The sequence below is a fragment of the Pseudomonas deceptionensis genome, assembly GCF_900106095.1.
GTDB classification, from domain to species: Bacteria; Pseudomonadota; Gammaproteobacteria; order Pseudomonadales; family Pseudomonadaceae; genus Aquipseudomonas; species Aquipseudomonas deceptionensis.
Genome location: NZ_FNUD01000002.1, coordinates 850,896 through 875,384 on the forward strand (window position 1 = coordinate 850,896; position 24,489 = coordinate 875,384).

A 24,489-nucleotide genomic window follows, 5' to 3' on the forward strand; every position below is an offset into this window, starting at 1 on the left:
CTTCCTTAAAGCGACGAATATTTCTTGCGCAGACGCTGACGGATCAGCTCGGCAAGAGTGTTCATGACAAAGGTGAACAGCAGCAGCACCAGCGCCGAGAGGAACAGCACGCGGTAATGGCTACCGCCCACTTCCGACTCCGGCATTTCTACCGCCACGTTTGCCGCCAAGGTACGCAGGCCTTCGAACAGGTTCATTTCCATGACCGGGGTGTTACCGGTGGCCATCAACACAATCATCGTCTCGCCTACCGCACGGCCCATCCCGATCATCAGTGCCGAGAAGATCCCCGGGCTGGCAGTCAGGATCACGACGCGGGTCATGGTTTGCCACGGCGTGGCACCCAGCGCCAGCGAACCCAGCGTCAGACCGCGAGGCACGCTGAACACGGCGTCTTCAGCAATCGAGTAGATGTTGGGGATAACCGCAAAACCCATTGCCAGACCCACTACCAGTGCGTTGCGCTGGTCGTAGGTGATGCCCAGGTCGTGGGAGATCCACATCCGCATGTCGCCACCAAAGAACCAGGCTTCCATATACGGGCTCATGTACAGCGACAACCAGCCCACAAACAGCAGCACCGGGATCAGGATCATGCTTTCCCAACCATCCGGTACTCGCAGGCGGATCGACTCAGGCAGACGGCTCCAGGTGAAACCGGCGACCAAAATACCAATCGGCATCAGCATCAGCAGGCTGAAAATCCCCGGCAAATGCCCTTCGACATACGGCGCCAGGAACAGACCGGCGAAGAAGCCCAGGATCACCGTCGGCATCGCTTCCATCAGCTCGATCACCGGCTTGACCTTGCGGCGCAGGCTAGGAGCCATGAAGTAAGCAGTGTAAATCGCGGCAGCAACAGCCAGCGGTGCGGCCAGCAACATGGCGTAGAAAGCAGCCTTCAACGTACCGAAGGTCAATGGCGCGAGGCTCATCTTCGGTTCGAAGTCGGTGTTGGCAGCAGTTGATTGCCAGACGTATTTAGGCTCGTCGTAGTTCTCGTACCAGACCTTGCTCCACAGCGCGCTCCAGGACACTTCCGGGTGCGGGTTCTTCAAGGTCAGTGGCAACAGCTTGCCGCCCTCTTCCACGATGACGCGGTTGGCACGTGGCGACAGCGCCATCACCCCCGGGCCTTCAGCAACTTTTTCGACCAGCAGGGTGCGGTGTGCAGTACTGTGGAACACGCCGATTTCACCAGCAGCGTCCAGGGCCAGGAAGCCCTTGCGGCGTTGCTCGGCTGTTATTTCAATAATCGGTGAAGTGCCCATCTGGAAGCTGCGGATATGCTTGAAGCGCTGCTCGCCATCCGGGTCACGGGCCATGAACCACTGGCTCAAGCCACCCTTCGAATCACCAAATATCAGCGAGATACCACCCACCAGTTGCGCACTGGCCGTGATCTCTGTGGTGGCGTCATCAGCCAGCGTGTAACGACCGTTGAGGCTCTTGTCACGCAGGCTGAACACATCGACTTGCGCGCGATCATTGATCACATACAGCCACTGCTGACGCGGATCGATGTACAGCGCTTTAACCTTATTGGTCATCTGCGGCAGATCGATGCGAGTCTCTGTATTGGTGACCTCTTCGGTCATCATGTTTTCTTCGCGGGCCAGCGACAGCACGTTCAATTGCGAACCGGCTGAACCTGCCAGCACCAGCGTCGAATCGTTCACGCTGAGGTTAACGTGATCCAGTGCCCGGCCTTGCGGGTCGAGCACGATCGGCGTTTCGCCATACGGGTATTCAATCGCCGGGGTGATGGTCTTTTTGCTATCCGGGTAACTGACCCTGTAGGTGTGGCGGAACACCAGGGCCTGGCCGTTGGACAAGCCCAGAACCACCACCGGGTTACCCGGCTGATCCTGACCCAGCGACGTCACTTGCGTGCCGGCTGGCAGCGGCAAGTTAACCCGCGAAAGCTCGTCGCCATTCTTCACATTGAAGAACAGCACCATGCCCTTGTCCGATACACGCATACCGACCTGATTTTGCTCCTCGACGGAGATCATCAGCGGCTTGCCTGCATCCTGCATCCAGACCGGCGTAATCGCCTGCTTGGCATTCAGGTCGGCGCCCTGGAACAGCGGATAAACCACATAGCCCAGGAAGAAGAAAATCAAGGTGATTGCGCCGAGCACGGCAAGACCGCCGATAAATACATACCAGCGGGTCAGGTGATCTTTAAGCGCGCGAATGCGGCGCTTGCGCTTGAGTTCAGGCGTATTGAAATCAATGCGCTTGGGAGCGGATGTCGTAGTCATTGGGGAATTGGCCAGATCATTCATGCGCACACCCTAGCGGTCCTGTATGACAGAAAGATGACAAAGCAGTGACGCAAAAAATCCGCCGCCCAAAGGTGCTGGCAGCGGAGTTAAAAAATGAGGTGCATCTGTGAAACGTAAAACCTGTAGTCGCTGCCGCAGGCTGCGGCAGCGACTACAAAGTCATTACTTCTTGGCGACGTCAGCAGCGCCTTCTTTCAAGCCCAGGTCAGCCAATGCTTTGGCTGCAACTTTGGCTGGCAGCGGGATGTAGCCATCCTTCACGACCACTTCCTGACCCTGCTTGGACAGAACCAGCTTGATGAACTCGGCTTCCAGCGGGTTCAGCGGCTTGTTCGGCGCCTTGTTCACGTACACGTAGAGGAAACGCGACAGCGGGTATTTGCCGTTCAGTGCGTTTTCTTCGGTGTCTTCGACGAACTCAGTGCTGCCCTTTTTAGCCAAAGGCACGGTCTTCACGCTGGCGGTTTTGTAACCGATGCCCGAATAACCCACGCCATTCAGCGAGCTGCTGATCGACTGCACTACCGAAGCGGAGCCCGGCTGCTCGTTCACGTTAGGCTTGTAGTCGCCTTTGCACAGGGCTTCTTCCTTGAAGTAGCCGTAAGTGCCGGATACCGAGTTACGACCGAACAGTTGCACTGGCTTGTTGGCCAGGTCGCCGGTCACACCCAGGTCGCCCCAGGTTTTAACGTCGGCTTTGGCGCCACACAGACGCGTCGAGGAGAAGATCGCATCAACCTGTTCCATGGTCAGGTGCTTGATCGGGTTGTCCTTGTGCACGAACACGGCCAGGGCATCCACGGCCACCGGAATAGCGGTTGGCTTGTAACCGTACTTCTGCTCGAAAGCAGCCAGTTCGTTGTCTTTCATCTTGCGGCTCATCGGGCCCAGGTTAGCGGTGCCTTCAGTAATCGCAGGCGGCGCGGTTGAAGAACCGGCAGCTTGAATCTGGATGTTTACGTTTGGATATTCTTTCTTGTAAGCCTCAGCCCACAAGGTCATCAAGTTCGCCAGGGTATCGGAACCAACGCTGGACAGGTTCCCCGACACACCGGTGGTCTTCACGTAGGGCTGAATAGCCGGGTCAACACCAGCGGCAACCGCATTGGCAGTTGCAACGCCAGCGGCAACAAAAGTCAGGGCCGCCATAACACGCTTCAGTTTCATGCCTTACTCCTAGCAAACGGGGTTAGATGAATCGGGGGCCAGTATCTGCAGGCCATGTGACTACTCTATGAACCGATTGTGACAATTAGATGAAAGGCCATCATTCGTTACAAATGATGGCCTTGGGGGGGATGTCAGGCATGTGAGGCGACGGAGCAGGACTCGATCAGCGGCCTTTTTTCCACAGGTAGGCGCCTACCAGCAAGCCCATGATGCAAATGATTGCCACGTAATACGCCGGGCCCATCGGGCTTTCCTTGAGCAACAGGGTCACGGCCATTGGGGTCAGGCCGCCAAAGATGGCGTAGGCCAGGTTGTATGAGAACGACAGACCACTGAAGCGCACCACAGCCGGGAAGGCTTTAACCATCACATAAGGCACGGCACCGATGGTGCCTACAAACAGACCGCTCAAGGCATACAACGGGAACAGCCAGTCCGGGTGCTGCAGCAGGCTGTGATAGAACGTCCACGACGTCACCAGCAACCCGGCACACCCCAGCACAAACACTTTGCCCGCACCGAAGCGGTCAGCCAGAGCGCCCGAGGCGATGCAGCCCAGGCTCAAGAAGACGATTGCCAGGCTGTTGGCCTGCAACGAGGTGGTCGCAGAAAAACCGTAAATGGTTTGCAGAACCGTCGGTGTCATCAGGATCACCACGATGATCCCGGCGGACAGCAACCAGGTCAGCAGCATCGAGATCACGATCGCCCCGCGATGGTCACGCAGCACGGTCTTGAGCGGGACTTCAGCCGCCAATGCCTTGCGCAACTGCAGCTCGGCGAACACCGGCGTCTCGTGCAACCAGCGACGCAGGTACACCGAGAACAACCCGAACACACCCCCCATCAGGAAAGGAATCCGCCAGGCGAAATCAGACACTTCAGCCGGCGTGTAGATCGTGTTGATGGCAGTGGCCATCAGCGAGCCCAGCAAAATACCGGCTGTCAGCCCGCAGGTCAGCGTGCCGCAGGCATAGCCCACATGGCGCGGCGGGACGTGCTCGGCCACAAATACCCAGGCCCCCGGCACTTCACCGCCAATGGCAGCACCCTGAATCACCCGCATCAGCAGCAACAGGATCGGCGCCCACATGCCAATCTGCTCATAAGTAGGCAGCAGACCCATGATCAAGGTCGGTACGGCCATCATGAAGATGCTCAAGGTGAACATCTTTTTGCGCCCCAGCAGGTCGCCAAAGTGCGCCATGACGATGCCGCCCAGTGGGCGCGCCAGGTAACCGGCGGCAAAAATGCCGAAGGTTTGCATCAGGCGTAGCCACTCCGGCATGTCCGCCGGGAAAAACAGCTTGCCGACCACCGTGGCAAAGAACACAAAAATAATAAAATCGTAAAACTCCAGCGCACCACCCAGGGCAGACAGCGACAAGGTTTTATAGTCATTACGGGTTAACGGCCGCGAAGGCGGCGCAGCACTGGAAGACTCTGTAATCATGGGGTAATGCTTCTCTTATTAGGCTCGGCAAAAAGCTGCAACTTCGCCGGCAGGGGCTGGGCAGGTTTTGAAAGATAACAAATTGCCTACAAAAGCACAGAGCTAGACGCGCAGCGCATTCAAAAAGCAGAATCAGAAGGTCGTCGGCTGGCCTGTCGCCCGATATACTCGCGATCATGAGAAACACTTGGTAACTTTTGAGGTTGCTGTGCGAAAACGCTCGCTGGATGCTTGCAGCCGATTTCGCAGAGTTCCCCCTTGGCGCGGCTTATGAAGAACGTGACGAACGTAGTATGTTCGGGCTGAATCGTTTTTCTAAAGACGCTTATTCACCCGCAGCACTTATGAAGAATCACGGGTCAGAGGCCCTTCGGCATGTTAGAGCTCGAACAGGAAGATCCAATCCCGCAAGGCGACCTGGCCTTGCAGATCACCGCCCTGCCGCGCGAAACCAATGGTTTCGGCGATATTTTCGGTGGTTGGCTGGTGTCCCAAATGGACCTGGCTGGCACCGCAATGGCCAGCAAGGTTGCTGGCGGCCGTGTAGCCACTGTCGCCATTGATCGTATGGCGTTTCTGGTACCTGTGGCTGTTGGAGCGCAATTGTCGTTCTACACCCAGGCACTGGAAATCGGCCGCAGCTCCATCCAGATGATGGTTGAAGTGTGGAGCGACGATCCGCTGTCCAGCGAATGGCGCAAAGTGACTGAAGCGGTCTTTGTATTTGTCGCCATTGATGGCAGCGGTCGCACCCGCTCCGTACCGCCGCGCCGTTAAACCTTGCCTAGCCACTGAAATAGAGAGCCTGCCATGCACCACATAGAGTCAGTCACCCTGGATGAACTGGAGTGCTGGCACTTCCAGCATGGTCAGGCTCAGTTGCTGGTCGCCAAACAGGGCGCGCAGGTACTTAGCTATCAGATAGGCGATGAGCCTCCGATTATCTGGCTCAACGAAAAAGCCCAGTACAAGCAGGGCAAGGGCATTCGTGCCGGCGTGCCTGTGTGCTGGCCATGGTTTGGCAATTTTGCGCTGAACCCGCCAAGTGTCCAGGCCATGCGCCAAAGCACCGAGCCCGCCACTGCTCACGGCCTGGTTCGCACCCGTGAATGGGAAGTGCTGGAAATCGATGACGCGGGCGAAGCCCTGCATATTGAACTGGGCCTGCCCCACATCGAAGGCGGCCTCCCGGGATGGCCTCACGATGTGGCGCTGACCCTGAGCATTCGTCTCGATACGCAGCTGCACATCAGCCTCACCAGCCATAACCGCAGCGACATCCCGGTCAGCATCAGCCAGGCGCTGCACAGCTATTTCGCGGTCAGCGACGTGCGCAAGGTCCAGGTTAAAGGGGTCGACGGTTTAACGTACATCGACACACTCAACGACTGGGCACACCTCAAGCAAGCGGGTGACTTGACCTTTAGCGGCGAGACCGACCGTATCTACCTCGACACCCCGCAGCAACTGAGCATCGCCGACCCGGACTGGTCGCGAACCCTTGAGCTGACCAGCCATGGCTCGCGCACGGCGGTGATCTGGAACCCGTGGGTCGACAAGACCGCCAGTTTCAGCGACATGGCAGCAGACGGCTGGCAGCGCATGCTCTGCATCGAAACCGCCAACGTGATGGACGACGTGATCACCTTGCAACCGGGCGCCAGCCACTCAATGGGCGTAAGTATTGGCAGCAAGCGCCTGAAGGCCTGATACACACAAACCTCGTGGGAGCGAGCCTGCTCGCGAAGATCGTTTTCGCGAGCAGGCTCGCTTCCACAATTAATCTGCCACCTACAAATCTTCCTCGACCACCACCCGCACCTTGCTCGCATCCAGCGCATAGGCCGCATCGGCCAGGTCATTGCTGACTTTTTCGACCTTCAGCGTGCCCATCACCCACAACGGCGTATAGATGTCGTCCAGCTTCAGGCCTTTTGGATAGCGCACCAGCACCAGTTGATTGGGCGGCGGCGGCGGCACATGGATGCAGGCGCCCGGGTACGGCACCAGGAAAAACAGGGTGCTGCGCCCCTTGGCATCCGTTTCCAATGGCACGGGGTAACCGCCCAAGCGGATATTTTTGCCATTCATACCGGCGACGGTTTTGCTGGAATACATGACGGCCGGCAGGCCCTTGCTCTGCTTCAAACCACCCTTGTCGGTAAACGTACCATTGGCCTCGGGCGAGTCATGGTCAATTTCTGGCATTTGTTCGAGGGCTTTTTGATCCGACTTGGGCATCAGTTCGAGCCAGTCGGTTTCGGGCAGTTCTGCCGCGTGTACCAGGCTGCTGCCCAGTAAAAGGAAAGTCAGTAGAAGACGGCGCATGAAAGGCTCGATCAAAGAGAGATATAAACGCGGCCCAGTTTAGCCCTCTCTGCGACTGGCGCAGAGAGGGCCAAAGCGTTTAATCAGCTCTTTTTCGACACCAGGCCGTAAATGACCAGCAAGATCACGGCACCCACCACCGCACCGATAAAGCCGGCACCTTCACCCGCCTTGTAGATACCCAGCGCCTGACCGCCATAGGTAGCCGCCAGCGAACCGCCGATACCCAGCAGGATGGTCATGATCCAGCCCATGCTGTCGTCGCCCGGTTTCAGGAAACGAGCCAGCAGGCCAACGATCAAGCCGATAAAAATGGTTCCGATGATGCCCATGGGCGCTTCCTCTCAAATTAGATGGCGTTCAACCAAAGCCTAGTCAGCACTTTGGCATCACGCCATCAGAGAGCAACGACAACCCAATGGTTCCCGGTGACAAGCGATTTACGCTTCGTCGATCAAGGCCTCAACCTTGAGGATTTGCGCTTGCAGGGTCGCCATGTCGGCGCAGCGCAGGTTGGCGTGACCGACCTTGCGGCCGACCTTGAAAGCCTTGCCGTAGTGATGCAAATGGCAGTCGGCAATCGAAATGACCTTCTCAACCGGCGGCACGGTGCCAATGAAGTTGAGCATCGCGCTTTCGCCGACCTTGGCCGTCGACCCCAAAGGCAAGCCGGCAATGGCCCGCAAATGGTTTTCGAACTGGCTGCACTCGGCGCCTTCGGTGGTCCAGTGCCCGGAGTTATGCACACGTGGGGCGATTTCGTTGGCCTTGAGGCCACCGTCGACTTCAAAGAACTCGAACGCCATCACGCCTACGTAATCCAGATGCTTGAGCACACGGCTGGAGTAATCCTCGGCCAATGCTTGCAGCGGGTGATTCGTGCTGGCAACCGACAGCTTGAGAATGCCGCTGTCGTGAGTGTTGTGTACCAACGGATAGAACCTGGTCTCACCGTCACGACCGCGCACGGCGATCAGCGATACTTCGCCCGTGAACGGTACAAAACCTTCCAGCAGACACGACACACTGCCCAGCTCGGCAAACGTACCCACCACATCAGCAGGTGTGCGCAGCACTTTCTGGCCCTTGCCGTCATAACCCAGGGTACGGGTCTTGAGCACGGCCGGCAGGCCAATGGTCGCTACCGCTGCGTCCAGGTCAGCCTGGGACTGGATGTCGGCAAACGCCGGCGTCGGAATGCCCAGGTCCTTGAACATGCTCTTTTCGAACCAGCGATCACGGGCAACGCGAAGCGCTTCGGCACTCGGATAGACCGGGACGAATTGCGACAGGAATGCCACGGTTTCAGCCGGAACGCTTTCGAACTCAAACGTGACCAGGTCTACTTCATCGGCCAATTGGCGCAGATGATCCGGGTCGCTGTAGTCCGCGCGAAGGTGTTCGCCCAGAGCTGCCGCGCAGGCATCGGGTGCCGGATCAAGGAAAGCGAAGTTCATGCCCAGCGGAGTACCCGCCAAGGCCAGCATGCGGCCCAACTGGCCGCCACCGATTACACCGATTTTCATCGTCAAAAACCTCAGGCTTCGCGCGGGTCTGGATTGTCCAGAACGCTGTCTGTCTGCTCAGCACGGAATGCTTTCAAAACGGTATGAAACTGCGGGTGCTTGGCGCCCAGGATGCTCGCCGACAACAGGGCAGCGTTGATCGCGCCGGCCTTGCCGATGGCCAGGGTGGCAACCGGAATGCCCGCTGGCATTTGCACGATCGACAACAGCGAATCGACGCCCGAGAGCATGGCCGATTGCACCGGCACGCCGAGCACCGGCAAGTGGGTTTTGGCCGCACACATGCCTGGCAAGTGGGCAGCGCCACCGGCACCGGCGATGATGACCTCGATCCCGCGGCCTTCGGCCTCTTCGGCATACTGGAACAGCAGATCCGGAGTGCGGTGGGCAGAGACCACTTTTACTTCGTAAGGGATGCCGAGTTTTTCCAGCATATCGGCGGTGTGGCTAAGGGTGGACCAATCGGACTTGGAGCCCATGATCACGCCTACCAGTGCACTCATCGTCGCGCCTCTTCTCTTGGGCGCCCGCAGGCGCGTCAAAAAACAACAAGCCACGTGGGGGAAACCGACGTGGCTTGTTATAGGAATTAAGGCCGGTCGAGCCGGCCGAAGGCCGCGCAGTATACCCCAAAGAACTGCCTTGAAAGCACCTTTGGCGACCATCTGTCTTGCACGTTAAAAACGGCCCGAAAGCCCGGTTTTATTGACTCTTAGGTCAAGCAAAAAACCACCTCAGGTCGTAATGCTGTTCACTTGACCCAGCGGTGCCACAGTTGAGGTCATACCGCATTCGGGTCAGGTCGGGGTTGGTGCCTGGCCGGTCGGGTTCTCCAACTTGCGCCACAACAACCGCACGTTGGCCTTGCGCACCAGGGCGCAGCGGTACAGGCGGATCTCCAGTGGCACATGCCACTGCGGGCCACCGCACACCACCAGCTCACCCCGTGCCAGCTCTGCCCGCACACTCAAATGCGGCACCCAGGCGATGCCCAGCCCTTCAAGTGCCATGCTTTTAAGGCTGTCGGCCATGGCGGTTTCATAAATAGTGGTAAAGCGCAGACTGCGCTGGCGCAGCAACAAATTCACCGAACGGCCCAGGAAGGCGCCAGCGCTGTAAGCGAGTAGCGGCACGCTGGCCTCGCCTTCCAGATCGAACAAGGGCTTGCCGTCTGCATCCGCGGCACACACCGGGAGCATTTCGGTATTGCCCAGGTGCAAGGAGGGGAAAATTTCCGGATCCATCTGCAAGGCAGCATCCGGATCGTAGAAAGCCAGCATCAAATCGCAGCCACCTTCGCGCAAGGCATGCACCGCGTCTCCGACGTTAGTCGCAACCAGACGTGTCGCGATGTTCAGCCCTTCGTTACGCAATTGAGCGATCCAGCGCGGGAAAAACCCCAGTGCCAGCGAGTGTGCGGCAGCCACTTGCATGACCTCGCCCTGCCCGCCTTCCAGGTGATGCAAGTGACGTAACACCTCGCCCAGTTGCTCGACCACAGTGCGCGCAGTCACCAAAAACAGCTGACCGGCCGCAGTCAACTCCACCGGGGTGCGGGAACGATTCACCAAGGTCAGCCCCAACGCCGCTTCCAGGCTGCGAATACGTCGGCTAAAGGCCGGCTGAGTCACAAAGCGACGCTCAGCCGCCTGGGAAAAACTGCGAGTCGCGGCCAGGGCACTGAAGTCCTCCAACCATTTGCTTTCGAGATTCATCGAGTCCTCCCGGACGCGCACCAAATTGGGTCACACGCTCGACGCGCTTGTCGCGTCACGTCGTCATTATGCCGTTTATGCATAGGATAGTGTTTAAAGGCATTGGCCCAAAATAGTCCACAGGCCTAGGATTCGCAGCGTTCCGGCTCAGACCGGGTCCTTATCGAGATGATTTCCATCATGTCCTCCGCTGCATCTTTCCGTACCGAAAAAGACCTGCTTGGCGTACTCGAAGTACCCGCTCAAGCGTATTACGGCATCCAGACCCTGCGAGCGGTGCATAACTTCCGTCTCTCCGGCGTCCCGATTTCGCACTACCCGAAGCTGGTTGTGGGCCTGGCAATGGTTAAACAAGCCGCTGCTGACGCCAACCGCGAACTGGGTCATCTGAGCGACGCCAAGCACGCTGCCATCAGCGAAGCCTGTGCACGTCTGATCCACGGTGATTTCCACGAAGAATTCGTGGTCGACATGATTCAAGGCGGCGCTGGCACTTCAACCAACATGAATGCCAACGAAGTTATCGCCAACATCGCGCTGGAGGCCATGGGCCATCAGAAAGGCGAGTACCAATACCTGCACCCGAACAACGACGTGAACATGGCGCAGTCGACCAACGACGCCTACCCGACTGCGATCCGTCTGGGTCTGCTGCTGGGTCACGACGCCATGCTCGCCAGCCTCGACAACCTGATTCAGGCATTCGCGGCCAAAGGTGTTGAGTTCAACCACGTACTGAAGATGGGCCGTACCCAGTTGCAAGACGCCGTACCTATGACCCTGGGTCAAGAGTTCCGCGCCTTCGCCACTACCTTGGGTGAAGATCTGGCCCGCCTGAAAACACTGGCGCCAGAGCTGCTGACCGAAGTAAACCTGGGCGGCACCGCCATCGGTACCGGCATCAATGCCGACCCGCGCTACCAGTTGCTGGCCGTAAACCGCCTGGCAACCATCAGCGGTCACCCGCTGGTACCGGCAGCCGACTTGATCGAAGCCACTTCGGACATGGGCGCATTCGTCCTGTTCTCCGGCATGCTCAAGCGTACCGCGGTCAAGCTGTCGAAGATCTGCAACGACTTGCGCCTGCTGTCCAGCGGCCCACGCACCGGCATCAACGAGATCAACCTGCCAGCGCGTCAGCCAGGCAGCTCGATCATGCCAGGCAAGGTCAACCCGGTTATCCCGGAAGCCGTTAACCAGGTTGCGTTCCAGATCATCGGTAACGACCTGGCACTGACCATCGCAGCCGAAGGCGGCCAACTGCAACTGAACGTGATGGAGCCGCTGATCGCTTTCAAGATCTTCGACTCGATCCGCCTGCTGCAACGCGCCATGGACATGCTGCGCGAACACTGCATCGTCGGCATCACCGCCAACGAAGCACGCTGCCGCGAACTGGTCGAGCACTCGATTGGCCTGGTCACTGCACTGAACCCGTACATCGGCTATGAAAACGCCACCCGCATCGCCCGTATCGCCCTTGAAAGCGGCCGTGGCGTGCTGGAACTGGTGCGCGAAGAAGGCTTGCTCGACGACGCCATGCTCGACGACATCCTGCGCCCGGAAAACATGATTGCTCCGCGTCTGGTGCCCCTTAAGGCCTGATGCTGTAACACGCTCAACGCTCACCAGGTCGAGGGACTAGACACCTCTCACCTTTTGAGGGCCTGTAGATACGTCTGCAGGCCCTTTTTTTTGCCTGAAAAAAGGGCAAATCGGACACAAATTGATGCCGTTTAAGACGACTCGTACATGAAAAAACAATCACTTATGCAGACGCTTTCCACACTCCTAGGTATAGTGCCGGCCCTCTTCCTGTGCCCGGCCCCAGCACCAGCGGCCATCGTCAGCACGGAAACAGCATCGTAAACCAAGCAGCAACATGGCCAGGGTCACATTGATCGCCTACGTTTATGCCTTGCTCAAGCAGGTGTAACGCGATATTTCGATCCGCCCGTGTTGCCATCAGATAAAAACAGCGAGGAATAATCCATGCTTGAAGTCATCAATGACTTCCTCTCAGGGAAAGTGCTAATCGTGCTTATGGTCGGGCTCGGTGGCTACTTCACGATCCGCTCGCGTTTCGTTCAGTTTCGTTACTTCCTGCACATGTTTTCGGTATTCAAAGACAGCCTGCGCAGCAGCGCCGGTGAACTGAGCTCGTTTCAGGCATTGATGCTGAGCCTGGCTGGCCGTGTAGGCGCGGGCAACATTGCCGGTGTCGGCATTGCCGTTACCCTGGGCGGCCCTGGTGCCGTGTTCTGGATGTGGGTGACTGCGCTGGTCGGCATGTCCAGCAGCCTGATCGAGTGTTCCCTGGGCCAGTTGTACAAGCGTCGCGACGCTGAAGGCCAACTACGTGGCGGTCCGTCCTTCTACATGAAGCATGGCCTGGGCAAACTGTGGATGGGCCAGCTGATGGCCGTGCTGCTGCTGATCACCTTCGGCTTCGCCTTTATGGGCCTGCAAGCCCACGCCGTCACCCACTCGCTGCAAGATGCCTTCGGTTTCGATGTCAGTTACTCAGGTCTGGCCATCGCCATTCTGTTGGGTCTGGTGTTTATCGGTGGTATCAAACGTATCGCTTCGGTGGCTGACCTGCTGGTACCGGTCAAAACCCTGGCCTACATCGCGGTCACCCTGTATGTGATCGTGCTGCAATTCGACCACGTGCCAGCCATGCTGGGCCATATCGTCAAGAGCGCCTTCGGCCTCGACCCGGTGTTTGGCGGCCTGATCGGCAGCGCGATCGTGATGGGCGTCAAACGTGGCGTATTCGCCAACGAAGCCGGTCTGGGCAGCGCCCCGAACGTGGCAGCCGTGGCCGATGTTGAACACCCGATCGCCCAAGGCGTGGTTCAGGCGTTCAGCGTATTCCTCGACACGTTCGTGATCTGTACCTGCACCGCCTTGCTGATCTTGCTGTCGGGCTTCTACACCCCGGGCTTCGAAGGCGACGGCATTGCCCTGACCCAGAACTCCCTGGCGGCCGTGGTCGGCGAATGGGGCCGTGTGTTTATCAGCGTGGCCCTGGCGTTGTTCGTGTTCACCTCGATGCTCTACAACTACTACCTGGGCGAGAACAACCTGCGCTTCCTGGTCGGTGAAAGCCGCAAGGCGCTGATTGGCTACCGCGTTCTGGTGCTGGTATTGATTTTCTGGGGCTCGATCGAAAACCTGCAAACCGTTTTCGCATTCGCCGACATCGCCATGACCATGCTGGCCTTCGTTAACCTGGTTGCCCTGGCGATGCTGTTCAAGATCTGCATGCGGGTGCTCAAGGACTACGATGACCAGCGTCGTGCGGGGATCAAGACACCGGTGTTCGATTCCAGTAAATTCCCGGATCTGGACCTGGACCTGAAGGCCTGGCCGCCAAAACCGGCCGCCAAGGTCGAAGAAACAAAACGCTGATACTTGACGCGGCGGTTCTCCAGAACCGCCGCGTTTTTGCTTATGGGGACCCAACAATGACCGCAGCCACTCACTCGCCTTCCCAACACGTCATGGTGCTCTACACCGGCGGCACCATCGGCATGCAAGCCAGCGCCAGCGGCCTGGCACCTGCGTCGGGTTTTGAAGCGCGCATGAGCGAGCACCTCGCCAGCCAACCGGCGCTGAAAGTGCCGCAGTGGTCCTTTCGCGAGATGAGCCCGCTGATCGACAGCGCCAACATGACGCCGGCCTACTGGTTGCGCCTGCGTAGCGCGATCATCGAAGCCATCGAACAGGATGGCTGCGACAGCGTCCTGGTCCTGCACGGCACTGACACGCTGGCCTACAGTGCGGCGGCGATGTGCTTTCAACTGCTGGGCTTGCCGGCACCGGTGCTGTTCACGGGCTCCATGCTGCCGGCAGGCGTACCCGACAGCGATGCCTGGGAAAACGTCAGCGGTGCACTGCAGGCACTGGGCCAAGGCCAGCCTCACGGGGTTCAGTTGTACTTCCACGGCAAGCTGATGGCTCCGACACGTTGCGCCAAGGTACGCAGTTTTGGGCGCAACCCGTTTGTGGCGCTGACGCGCAACGGCGGCGTGACCAAGGCCGCGTCATTGCCGGGCGAACTGACCTACAGCCATCCCAAGCACGAAGCCAGCGTGGGTGTATTGCCGCTGGTACCGGGTATCGGCGCCGCCCAACTCGACGCACTGCTCAACAGCGGGATCGAAGCGCTGGTGATCGAATGCTTCGGCAGCGGCACGGGCCCCAGCGATAACCCGGACTTCCTCGCCAGCCTGCAACGGGCGCAGGAGAATGGCATTGTGGTGGTGGCCATCACCCAATGCCATGAAGGCGGTGTAGAACTGGACGTGTACGAAGCAGGCAGCCGTCTGCGTGGGGTTGGCGTGCTATCAGGGGGTGGCATGACCCGTGAGGCAGTGTTCGGCAAACTGCATGCCTTGCTCGGTGCAGACCTGCCACTGGCTGAAGTGCGTCGCCTGGTTGAGCTGGACGTGTGCGGGGAGCTGGCCTGATCGACGTGTAGCTGCTGCCGCAGGCCCGCCTTGATTGAAGGTCCTGCGGCCCTTATCGCAGCCTGCGGCAGCGGCTACAGGTTCGCGCCCGCCCCCGGCACACAACTTGCTGGTTTCCTGCACCCTCACGCAGGAAGCCAGCATGCTGCATTCTCATCTCACTACCCTCAACGCTGTTTCGCTGGTGCTCAACACCTTCAAGGATGAAGGCTTGCCCAGCGAAGCGCTGCTGGCGGGCAGCGGCATACGGGCGGCGGACTTGAGCCGCGCAGACACGCGCATCACCACCAATCAGGAAATGCGCGTGTGCGCCAACGCCGTGGCCTTGCGGCGCGAAATCGGCCTGGAGCTGGGGCGGCGCATGCATGTGTCGTCCTACGGCATGCTGGGCTATGCCTTACTCACCAGTGCCACCTTAGGTGACGCATTGCGTCTGGCGTTGCGCTACCCGGCGCTGCTGGGAACACTTTTTGAACTGAGCCTTGAGATCGAAGGCGAACAGGTGTCGTTCTGCGCCAACGGTTATGGCGAGAACCCACAACTGGCCGTATTCAATACCGAGCTGTGCCTGGTCTCGCTCAAGGTCATTTGCGAAGACCTGCTGGGCCAGCCGTTGCCACTGGTGGGTGCACGTTTCGGCCACAGTGCCCCGGACTATCACGCCAGCTACGGGCAAAGCTTCCCTTGCCCGCGCACATTCGATGCCGACGACAATGCATTCGCGTTCGCCAAAAGCTGGCTCGACCAACCCTTGCCACTGGCCGATGCCGTCACCCATCAGGCAATGGCCGAACGCTGCCGTAAACAAAACCTGGAGTTCACCGGGCGGCAAACCTGGCTGGAACGCATCCGCAAACTCCTTGCCGCACAACTGCACGCCGCCCCGGGGCTTGAGGGGCTGGCCGAACAAATGAACTGCTCGCCACGTACCCTGCGTCGCCATTTGCACGATGTGGGTTGCAGCTATCAAACGTTGCTCGACGACCTGCGTTTCGAACGGGCCAAGCTGCTGCTCAACGAAACCGAGTGGCCCATTTACCGGATTGCCGAAACCCTGGGCTTCAGTGAAACCGCGAGTTTTCGCCATGCCTTCGTACGCTGGAGCGGGGTCGCGCCCAGTCAGTTCCGCGCCTGATTCAGGGGCGAATTTCGGTCAGTGATTTTGGCCACATCAATCTCCTTTTGGCCGCTCCTGCCGTTCTCTCAAACACCTTGCGCCGCAAAACTGTAGGCCACCGCTCAAGCCTTGGGAGAACAAGAAAATGCTGACGATCTACTCGGACGATCATCACCTGCATCATGGCCGCTGTGAGTTGATGGACGGGCAATTGATGCCCTGCTTCGAAATGCCTTCTCGCGCCGACCATATTTTGCAGCGCGTGCACACCCGCGAACTCGGGCCGGTGCGCTCGCCACAAGACTTCGGGCGGGGGCCGATCGAGAGGGTCCACAGTGCAGCGTATCTGGACTTTTTTCAGGGTGCCTGGGCTCGCTGGACCGAGCATGGCCGCGACGGCGACTTGCTGCCCTACACCTGGCCCGCCCGTACCCTGCGCGCCGTTTTGCCCACCAGCCTTCACGGCCAGCTTGGTTATTACAGCTTCGACGGCGGTGCGCCCATTACCGCCGGCACATGGCAGGCGGCCTACAGCGCCGCGCAAGTGGCCCTGACCGCCCTGGCCGAAATCCAGAGCGGTGCCCACAGCGCCTTCGCCTTGTGCCGACCACCCGGCCATCACGCCGCCAGCGATTTGATGGGCGGCTACTGCTACCTGAACAACGCCGCCATTGCCGCGCAGGCATTCCTCGATCAGGGCCGACGCAAAGTGGCGATCCTCGACGTGGACTACCACCACGGTAACGGCACGCAGTCGATTTTTTATGAACGCAGCGACGTGCTGTTCACCTCCATCCATGGCCATCCTGAAGCCGAGTTTCCGTTCTTTCTGGGCTACGAAGATGAACTCGGTGAAGGGCCGGGCGAAGGTTTCAACTTCAACTATCCGCTGCCAGCGGGCTCGGCCTGGGATCGCTGGAGCGCCGCCCTTGAATTGGCCTGCAGCGAAATCGAAGGCTACGACGCTGACGTAATCGTGGTTTCACTGGGTGTGGATACGTTCAAGAACGACCCGATTTCCCAGTTCAAACTCGACAGCCCGGACTACCTGCGTATGGGTGAACGGATTGCACGCCTGGGTAAACCGACTCTGTTTGTGATGGAAGGCGGCTACGCGGTAGAAGAAATCGGCGTGAATGCGGTGAACGTACTGGAAGGGTTTGAACGCATGAGCGACGCATAATCCCCGGTGGGAGCGAGCCAGCTCGCGAAGTTCGTTAACGATAGCGCGTGCTTACCAGCTAAGCGCAACGCGCTTGATACCTTCGCGAGCAGGCTCGCTCCCACAGAGCAACCGCAGCATGATCCTCAATTCCATACCTTGCGCAGCCGCTCCAGCGCCGCCTTGATCTCCACTTCGGGTACCGCCGCAAACCCCAGCACCAAGCCCGCGCGTTTATCCACAGGCTCGATCGAGTCTTCCAGCCAATAACTGCTTAACCCGTTGACTTCCACTCCTGCCGCCTTTGCCTGCGCCAACAGTGCTTGCTCACGCGCAAAACTGCTCACCGGCACAGCAACGTGCAACCCCGCGTTTATTGCCGGCATCGGCCCCACTCCTGCTAGCCCCTGCGGCCAGTTGGCCAGCAACACATCGCGACGGCTCAATGCAGCCCGACGCATGCGCCGGATATGCCGCTGAAAATGCCCGGCCGCCATAAATTCGGCCATGACCGCCTGGGTGCTGACTTCCGAATGCCGCATATCCAGAGATCGGCGTCGGGCAAACGGCTCGGTCATCCCCTTGGGCAGCACCAGATAGCCCAGGCGCAACGCCGGGAAGGCCACCTTGCCGAAGGTACCGACATAAATCACCCGCCCGCTACGGTCCAGCGCAGCCAATGGGGCCAGCGGCGCGCCGCTGTAACGGTACTCGCCATCGTAGTCGTCTTCGACAATCCAGCCTTGTGTCCGCTCGGCCCAGGCCAACAGCTCCAGGCGCCGGGCCAGGCTCATGGTGACGCCGCTGGGGTATTGGTGCGAAGGCGTGACATAGGCCAGTCGACAGTTGCTCAGGTGCGCCAAGGCCGAACAATCCATGCCTTCCTGATCCACCGCCACACCCTGCACGTGGGCTCCGGCAATCGCGAATGCATACGCGGCTGCGCGATAGCCCGGGTTTTCCACAGCCACCCCCTCGCCGGGCTCCACCAGCAGCTGTGCACAAAGGCTAATTCCCTGCTGCGCGCCACTGGTGATCAAAATTTGCTCAGCCGTACACGATAAACCTCGCGATGTGCGCAAATAAGCCGCAATCAACCCCCGCAGCCGTTCATCACCGGCCGGGTCGCCGTAGCACAGTTGCTGCAAGTCCGGCTTACGCCAAAAAGCCGCCTGCAGCTTGCTCCATACCTCGAAAGGGAATAAGTCGAAAGCCGGAACCCCCACTCGAAATGCACGCGGAACGCCGCTGGGAGGGAGGTCCAATGCGTGCTTTGCGACCCTGCTCAAGGCTGTGCTGTGGATAACTTTACTGGATGTAATTACAGGTAATTCGGCCTGTTTTGTGGATAACCCTGGGGATAAGCCTGTTGAAAACCCTGTGGACAAGTTGGTGGACAACTTTTTTATCGGCAGGGCTTTTTCCGGCAATTTTGCGACATAGGTGCCATCCCCCACTCGCCCCTCAATAAAACCTTCGGCATACAACTGGTCATAGGCCCGCACCACGCTATTACGCGAAATACCGAGGGCGGCGGCCAGGTCACGACTGGCCGGCAACCGCGCACCGCCACTCAACCGGCCATCAAGCACGCGTTGGCGCAAGGCCTGATACAGCTGGCGGCTCAGGCCTTTTTTCGGATCAAGCTCAATTCCGGCTGGGTTGAAGGCGATGGAAAGCGCTGAATCCGTCATGGATTGGACCTATGAAAATGACCATTAATGGCTCTTACAACAAACCAATAGCCTGCCTAGGATGAAGCCATTCGCCAAGGATAATTTCTATGTACGTTCCCCGCGCCTTCGCAGTAGACGACGTTCCAATCCTGCATCAGCAAATGCTGGCCACGCCCCTGCCCGTGCTCGTCACCTACGGCAGTCAAGGCTTGATCGCCAGTCATGTGCCTTTACTGCTGAACCCGGATGAAGGCGCCTGCGGCACGCTGTACGGCCACCTTGCCCGTGCCAATCCGCACTGGAAGGCCCTGGCTGAAGGAGCCGAAGCCCTGGTGATTTTCGCCGGAGAACAGGCCTACATCAGCCCGTCTTTCTATCCCGGCAAGGCCGAACACGGCAAAGCAGTGCCCACCTGGAACTACCTCGCCGTGCACGCGTATGGCACAGCAGAGGTCTTCGATGATGCCGAGCGTTTACTGGCACTGGTCAGCCGCCTGAGCAGCAAGCACGAAGCAGATCGATCTGAACCCTGGTCGGTCAGCGATGCACCCGCGGACTACATCGACAGCATGCTCAAGGCCATTGTGGGTTTTCGCCTGCCCATCACCCGCCTGGACGGCAAACGCAAACTCAGCCAGAACCGCGACGCCGCCGACCAAGCGGGCGTACGCAAGGGACTCCTGGCCAACAGCAACCCGCAAGACCACGCACTCGCTCACTTAATGGCTAAGGAATAGCTCGTATGACTCAAATCCAGATCAAACCCGCAACCGCCGCCGATCACGAACAGTGGCTACCTCTCTGGCAGGCGTATTTGCGCTTCTACAAGACCGAGCTGTCCGATGAAATCACCCAATCCACCTGGGCCCGTTTTTTCGACCCGGCAGAACCGACTTCCCTGGCCCTTGCCTGGCAAGACGATAAAGCCGTAGGCATGGTCCAGTGCGTTTATCACCGTACCAACTGGAGCATTAAAAACGCCTGCTACCTTCAAGACCTGTTTGTCAGCCCCCAAGTGCGTGGCAAAGGCGTTGGCCGCCAACTGATCGAGCACGTATACGCCGTCGCTCACGCTAAAGACTGTGCCAAAGTCTATTGGATGACTCAGGAAACCAACGCCACGGCGATCCAGTTATACGAGCGCATTGCCGAGCGCACCGGCTTTATTCAGTTTCGCAAAACCTTGTCATAACTAAGGAACGCGCAATGCCCGACTCTCTAGAACACTGGCTGGCGGCCAAAACACCCGATACCCGAACCCTTGAAGGGCAATTCATTCGTCTGGAAAAGCTCGACCCGGCACGGCATGGCGATGAACTATGGCTAGCCTTACAGGGACCGCAGGCCGATCCCAAGCTTTGGGACTATTTGCCCTACGGGCCCTTCAATGAGCGTCCGAAGTTTGATACCTGGTTGCAAAACCATGCCGCCAGCCGTGATCCGCATTTTTACACCGTCATTGATAAGTCGAACGCAGAGGCACAAGGCTTGATTAGCCTGATGTGCATCGTCCCGGAGCACGGGCGCATCGAGATCGGCCACGTGACCTTTGGCGCCCCCATGCAGCGCTCGCCAAAAAGTACCGAGGCGGTCTACCTCCTGGCCAAGGAAGCCTTCGCACTGGGCAACCGACGCCTGGAGTGGAAGTGCAACAACGACAACGCGCGATCAAAGCGTACTGCAGTACGATTAGGGTACACATACGAAGGCGTTTTTCGCCAACATATGGTGGTTAAAGGCAAAAATCGTGATACCACGTGGTACAGCATAATCAGTACGGAATGGCCCTCTATAGCGGCAGGCTTCGAAAAATGGCTGGCGCTGGATAACCAACCAGAAAGCGGCCAAATAAAGACCCTGGAAGAATGCAGAGCATCAACTGTATAAAATTTGATCAATGCACCCAACAAGGACTGTTGGGCGTTTTTGTTACTGAATGGGGATCAGAATTTTCGCGGCAAGCGAACCACACCCATTTGCAGACCAAAGGGCTTGAAGACTGCATTCAGGGATTTAAGCGTGGGGTTGCCTTCGCCGTGCTCGATTTGAATCAAGGTACGGACCGAAATTTTGCACATGCGAGCAAACTGGGTTTGCTGCAATCCGGTCACATCAACCCGAAAGCGCTTTACCGCCTCCCCCAGGGCGATTTTGCCCTGAGCCAGATCAGCCTCAATGCTTTCGATCATCAGCTGGCGCGCATCAATAGTCAGGGTCATTTCAAGCCCCACTCGCGCAAGCGCTGGTCGAGGTTTTTAAGCGCAATTTGTGGATGATTCATCGTCAGCTCCGACAGCCCCTCAGCACGAAGTAAATCAGGCAGTGCTCGCAACGGCTCGGCATCGGCACGCAAGCGCTCAAACGCCATGTCCGGGTCAATAATCGCGCTCAGCGATTCACAGGCGCCCCGCCAATCAATTTGCCCTGCACGCTCTACCTCCCGTGACCATTTGGTCGTGCGCGTAATGCCTTCGCCATCCATCACCATGGGCGCCAGGTCATAGACAGGTGCCAGGCGAAATGAATCAGCGCCACGAATAATCGCGGTATTGCGACCATGGTTATCACTGTTGCCGAGGATTTTGTTTAGCAGATCGCGGCGCAAGTATTCAGCCACCAGGTCAGGGATCTGGTCCTGCTGGCCAGCATGCTTCCAAAGCGCGGCCAACCGCTCAAGCACTTCGACGTGAGCCATGTCGCTGCCGGGCTCAGTGACGCGGGCAAGAGAATAGACAGACTCCACAGCAAGCCTCTCGACGCCTTGCCCAGTGACTTTGCGGTCAAAGCGCTGCATCCACAGGCTCGGCTTTCGCCCTTCTTCCAGCGCCAGCCCTTGGGCCGGAACCGTTTCGATGCCCAATGCTTGCAGGGCCTTGTAGTACATAAATTCGCTACGCAGAATTTCGCAATCCAGCGCCAGCGCCTTGCTGCGGGCAAACTTGATGAACCAGTGCTGCTTGACGTGCGCGTCCGCCAGAGTGGCGTCGGGGTACAACAAACCGTCCGCGCCTTCAGCCATCAGTAACTTGGGCGCCTCACCACCCGCACCTGTGGCGCCGCCAATCGCAGCCCCCTGCTCGTGGGCGTATTCAAGGAACGTGTTGTCACGATCAATCACGTCCTGACGGGAGAAGCCAAGGGCCGGCCGGGTATCTAGTCGTTCAAACGACTCTTTAATCCGCAGATGACCTATAGGCGCAGGCGTGCTGCGGCCAAGCAAAAACAAATCAATGCTCAAGTCCTCAGGTTTTTCCCGCCCTATTTGCTTGATCAGGATTTTCTTCGCAGCCCCGGCCGGGGCAATGTCGTGCAGGAAGGCGGGGGCCTTTTTCAAAATGTGCGTATCCCACTCGACGGGCACACAAGCACTCACCGAGCAAAGAAAGGGGCTTTCAATGGCTTCCAGGTTTTGCATCAGGTACTTCTGCTTGTAGCCAAAGCGGCAAGGGCCATCGAGCCCTTTATTCGGCTCAGAAAAAGCCAGCGTCATCGCGTCCTGCCACTGACCAGCACTGTAGAGCTGAAGGGTTAGCTGAAACATGCTCGCACCTGCAATTCAATGCATATCAAACAATCGAATAAACCATTGCCTGCAATATAGTGCAGATATGGTTATTTTTCTCGCCCTTAAAATGCATTTTAATGCAGAAAAAGGCGATTACTAGATCATCAATCTGCATTAACTTGCAGATATGGAAAGCCAGTCGAAAAAAAAGGGGAGCACATGCTCCCCCGAGGTTTAAAGCGTTTACATCAAAGGCGGTATCAGGCTTCGATTTCGATCAGAATTTCGCCCGGGTTAACGCGGTCGCCTTTGATGACGTGGATGGTGAGAATTTTGCCTGCGATGGAGGCCTGTACTTCAGTCTCCATTTTCATCGCTTCGGTAATCAGTACCGACTGGCCAGCCTTGACGACGTCGCCTACAGCAACCAGTACATCGACGATGTTGCCCGGCATTGCAGTGCTCACGTGGCCCGGCTCGCTGGCTTGCTTACGCTTGCCGATGGCACTGCCGACGAATTCGTTGAGCGGCTCGAACACCACCTCTTCCGGCATACCGTCGATGGACAGGTAGAAGTGACGCTTGCCTTCAGCCTTGACGCCGACACCAGTGATATCAACGCGGTAGCTTTCGCCGTGTACGTCGATTACGAACTCGGTCGGTACGCCTTCGCCGCCCGCTTTGCTCACGCCGCCTGCTTCAGGGATTGGCAGCAATGCTTCTGGTGACAGGGTGCCCGCCGCACGCTCTTCGAGGAATTTACGGCCGATGTCCGGGAACATGGCGTAGGTCAGCACGTCTTCTTCGGACTTGGCCAACGCGCCAATTTCGCCGCGCAACTTGACCATTTCTGGCTTGAGCAGATCAGCCGGGCGCACGTCGATCAGCTCTTCGTTGCCGATGGCCTGACGACGCAGCTGCTCGTTGACCACACCCGGCGCCTTGCCGTAGCCGCCTTGCAGGTAGAGCTTCACTTCGTTGGTGATGGTCTTGTAGCGCTCACCAGCCAGTACGTTGAAGAACGCCTGGGTGCCGACAATTTGCGAGGTCGGTGTCACCAGCGGCGGGAAGCCCAGGTCTTCACGCACACGCGGGATTTCGGCCAGCACTTCGCTCATGCGGTTCAGGGCGCCCTGCTCTTTGAGCTGGTTGGCGAGGTTGGAGATCATCCCGCCCGGCACCTGATTGACTTGAACGCGGGTGTCGACTGCGGTGAATTCGCTTTCAAACTGGTGATACTTCTTACGCACGGCATAGAAGTACAGGCCAATTTCCTGCAGCAACGACAGGTCAAGACCGGTGTCGTATTCGCTGCCTTTAAGGGCCGCTACCATCGACTCAGTGCCCGGGTGGCTGGTGCCCCACGCGAAGCTGGAGATCGCGGTGTCGATATGCTCGGCACCGTTTTCAATCGCCTTGAGCTGGCACATGGCAGCCAGACCGGCGGTGTCATGGGAGTGAATAAAGATTGGCAGGCTGATTTCAGCCTTCAGTGCCTTGACCAGTTCGCCGGTGGCGTAAGGGGTCAGCAGGCCAGCCATGTCCTTGATTGCGACCGAGTCGCAACCCATGGCTTCCATTTGCTTGGCCTGGGCCACAAACGCTTCAGTGGTATGCACCGGGCTGGTGGTGTAGGCAATGGTGCCCTGAGCGTGCTTACCGGCAGCTTTGACCGCTTCGATGGCAACGCGCAGGTTACGCACGTCGTTCATGGCGTCGAAGATACGGAATACGTCGATGCCATTCACGGCCGCTTTGGCGACGAAGGCTTTAACCACGTCATCGCTGTAGTGGCGATAGCCCAGCAGGTTCTGGCCGCGCAGGAGCATTTGCAGACGCGTGTTAGGCAAGGCTGCACGCAGTTGGCGCAGACGCTCCCACGGGTCTTCCTTAAGGAAACGTACACAGGCATCAAATGTTGCGCCGCCCCAGACTTCCAGCGACCAGTAGCCGACTTTGTCGAGCTTGTCGCAGATCGGCAGCATGTCTTCAGTGCGCATGCGGGTGGCCAGCAGCGACTGGTGAGCGTCACGCAGGATGGTGTCAGTTACAAAGATCTTCTTGGACATGA

Annotated in this window: 22 protein-coding genes; 10 read left to right on the top strand and 12 right to left on the bottom strand. The window is 58.4% G+C overall.

What is annotated here, in order from left to right:
- Positions 1-5 precede the first annotated feature (5 nt).
- From BLW11_RS03690 to BLW11_RS03700, 3 genes are all read right to left on the bottom strand, one after another.
- A complete protein-coding gene (locus BLW11_RS03690) occupies positions 6-2,291 on the bottom strand; it encodes an ABC transporter permease subunit (protein ID WP_048362272.1) in 2,286 nt (761 codons plus the stop codon).
- Positions 2,292-2,453: 162 nt separating this feature from the next.
- The gene (locus BLW11_RS03695) at positions 2,454-3,458 is read right to left on the bottom strand and encodes a phosphate ABC transporter substrate-binding protein PstS (RefSeq protein ID WP_048362271.1); all 1,005 of its coding nucleotides are present in this window, start codon (positions 3,456-3,458) and stop codon (positions 2,454-2,456) included.
- Between the two features lie 166 nt (positions 3,459-3,624).
- Positions 3,625-4,914: an MFS transporter gene (locus BLW11_RS03700; protein ID WP_048362270.1), complete on the bottom strand. Its 1,290-nt coding sequence runs from the start codon at positions 4,912-4,914 to the stop codon at positions 3,625-3,627.
- A 375-nt stretch (positions 4,915-5,289) separates the two neighbouring features.
- Here BLW11_RS03700 and BLW11_RS03705 point away from each other — a divergent pair, with 375 nt between their 5' ends.
- Both BLW11_RS03705 and BLW11_RS03710 read left to right on the top strand, forming a co-directional pair.
- The gene (locus BLW11_RS03705; protein WP_003438129.1) at positions 5,290-5,691 is read left to right on the top strand and encodes an acyl-CoA thioesterase; all 402 of its coding nucleotides are present in this window, start codon (positions 5,290-5,292) and stop codon (positions 5,689-5,691) included.
- A gap of 33 nt (positions 5,692-5,724) precedes the next feature.
- Positions 5,725-6,624, top strand: a complete 900-nt coding sequence (locus BLW11_RS03710) for a D-hexose-6-phosphate mutarotase (protein WP_048362269.1) — start codon at positions 5,725-5,727, stop codon at positions 6,622-6,624.
- Positions 6,625-6,705: 81 nt separating this feature from the next.
- Here BLW11_RS03710 and BLW11_RS03715 read toward each other — a convergent pair whose 3' ends face one another.
- The 5 genes from BLW11_RS03715 to BLW11_RS03735 all read right to left on the bottom strand — a co-directional run bounded on the left by BLW11_RS03715 (position 6,706) and on the right by BLW11_RS03735 (position 10,483).
- Positions 6,706-7,242 carry a DUF3299 domain-containing protein gene (locus tag BLW11_RS03715; protein ID WP_048362268.1) on the bottom strand — a complete coding sequence of 179 codons (537 nt, stop codon included), beginning with the start codon at positions 7,240-7,242 and terminating at the stop codon, positions 6,706-6,708.
- Positions 7,243-7,325: 83 nt separating this feature from the next.
- Entirely contained in the window at positions 7,326-7,574 is a 249-nt protein-coding gene (locus BLW11_RS03720; RefSeq protein WP_047279090.1) for a GlsB/YeaQ/YmgE family stress response membrane protein, read from the bottom strand.
- Positions 7,575-7,682: 108 nt separating this feature from the next.
- Positions 7,683-8,768 (bottom strand): 5-(carboxyamino)imidazole ribonucleotide synthase, encoded by a 1,086-nt coding sequence (locus BLW11_RS03725; RefSeq protein WP_048362267.1) that lies wholly within the window; start codon positions 8,766-8,768, stop codon positions 7,683-7,685.
- Between the two features lie 11 nt (positions 8,769-8,779).
- On the bottom strand, positions 8,780-9,271 hold the full coding sequence (gene purE / locus BLW11_RS03730; protein ID WP_003438120.1) for a 5-(carboxyamino)imidazole ribonucleotide mutase: 492 nt from the start codon (positions 9,269-9,271) through the stop codon (positions 8,780-8,782).
- Between the two features lie 294 nt (positions 9,272-9,565).
- Positions 9,566-10,483 carry a LysR substrate-binding domain-containing protein gene (locus BLW11_RS03735; protein ID WP_048362266.1) on the bottom strand — a complete coding sequence of 306 codons (918 nt, stop codon included), beginning with the start codon at positions 10,481-10,483 and terminating at the stop codon, positions 9,566-9,568.
- Positions 10,484-10,663: 180 nt separating this feature from the next.
- On the opposite strand from BLW11_RS03735, the gene aspA reads away from it, so the two are divergent.
- From aspA to BLW11_RS03760, 5 genes are all read left to right on the top strand, one after another.
- Positions 10,664-12,088, top strand: coding sequence for an aspartate ammonia-lyase (gene aspA / locus BLW11_RS03740; protein ID WP_048362265.1), 1,425 nt, complete (start codon positions 10,664-10,666; stop codon positions 12,086-12,088).
- 387 nt (positions 12,089-12,475) lie between these two features.
- Positions 12,476-13,897: an alanine/glycine:cation symporter family protein gene (locus tag BLW11_RS03745; RefSeq protein WP_048362264.1), complete on the top strand. Its 1,422-nt coding sequence runs from the start codon at positions 12,476-12,478 to the stop codon at positions 13,895-13,897.
- A gap of 56 nt (positions 13,898-13,953) precedes the next feature.
- A complete protein-coding gene (locus BLW11_RS03750; RefSeq protein ID WP_048362263.1) occupies positions 13,954-14,958 on the top strand; it encodes an asparaginase in 1,005 nt (334 codons plus the stop codon).
- A gap of 142 nt (positions 14,959-15,100) precedes the next feature.
- Positions 15,101-16,093, top strand: a complete 993-nt coding sequence (locus tag BLW11_RS03755; protein WP_048362262.1) for an AraC family transcriptional regulator — start codon at positions 15,101-15,103, stop codon at positions 16,091-16,093.
- A gap of 127 nt (positions 16,094-16,220) precedes the next feature.
- On the top strand, positions 16,221-17,258 hold the full coding sequence (locus BLW11_RS03760; protein WP_048362261.1) for a histone deacetylase family protein: 1,038 nt from the start codon (positions 16,221-16,223) through the stop codon (positions 17,256-17,258).
- A 125-nt stretch (positions 17,259-17,383) separates the two neighbouring features.
- On the opposite strand, the gene pdxR is transcribed toward BLW11_RS03760, so the two are convergent.
- Positions 17,384-18,931 (bottom strand): MocR-like pyridoxine biosynthesis transcription factor PdxR, encoded by a 1,548-nt coding sequence (pdxR, locus tag BLW11_RS03765; protein ID WP_048362260.1) that lies wholly within the window; start codon positions 18,929-18,931, stop codon positions 17,384-17,386.
- Positions 18,932-19,020: 89 nt separating this feature from the next.
- Here pdxR and BLW11_RS03770 point away from each other — a divergent pair, with 89 nt between their 5' ends.
- From BLW11_RS03770 to BLW11_RS03780, 3 genes are read left to right on the top strand one after another with little or no spacing between them, the layout of a single operon-like run.
- Complete coding sequence (locus BLW11_RS03770) at positions 19,021-19,650, top strand: FMN-binding negative transcriptional regulator (protein ID WP_048362259.1); 630 nt, start codon at positions 19,021-19,023, stop codon at positions 19,648-19,650.
- Positions 19,651-19,655: 5 nt separating this feature from the next.
- The gene (locus BLW11_RS03775) at positions 19,656-20,105 is read left to right on the top strand and encodes a GNAT family N-acetyltransferase (protein ID WP_048362258.1); all 450 of its coding nucleotides are present in this window, start codon (positions 19,656-19,658) and stop codon (positions 20,103-20,105) included.
- 14 nt (positions 20,106-20,119) lie between these two features.
- Positions 20,120-20,800: a GNAT family N-acetyltransferase gene (locus BLW11_RS03780; RefSeq protein WP_048362257.1), complete on the top strand. Its 681-nt coding sequence runs from the start codon at positions 20,120-20,122 to the stop codon at positions 20,798-20,800.
- A 56-nt stretch (positions 20,801-20,856) separates the two neighbouring features.
- Here the strand turns inward: BLW11_RS03780 and BLW11_RS03785 are convergent, their stop codons facing one another.
- The 3 genes from BLW11_RS03785 to oadA all read right to left on the bottom strand — a co-directional run bounded on the left by BLW11_RS03785 (position 20,857) and on the right by oadA (position 24,487).
- Positions 20,857-21,132: a helix-turn-helix domain-containing protein gene (locus BLW11_RS03785; protein ID WP_048362256.1), complete on the bottom strand. Its 276-nt coding sequence runs from the start codon at positions 21,130-21,132 to the stop codon at positions 20,857-20,859.
- Entirely contained in the window at positions 21,129-22,454 is a 1,326-nt protein-coding gene (locus BLW11_RS03790; protein WP_048362255.1) for a HipA domain-containing protein, read from the bottom strand. Before BLW11_RS03790 ends, BLW11_RS03785 begins: the two co-directional genes overlap by 4 nt.
- A gap of 224 nt (positions 22,455-22,678) precedes the next feature.
- Positions 22,679-24,487 (bottom strand): sodium-extruding oxaloacetate decarboxylase subunit alpha, encoded by a 1,809-nt coding sequence (gene oadA / locus BLW11_RS03795; RefSeq protein WP_048362254.1) that lies wholly within the window; start codon positions 24,485-24,487, stop codon positions 22,679-22,681.
- Positions 24,488-24,489: the final 2 nt, after the last annotated feature.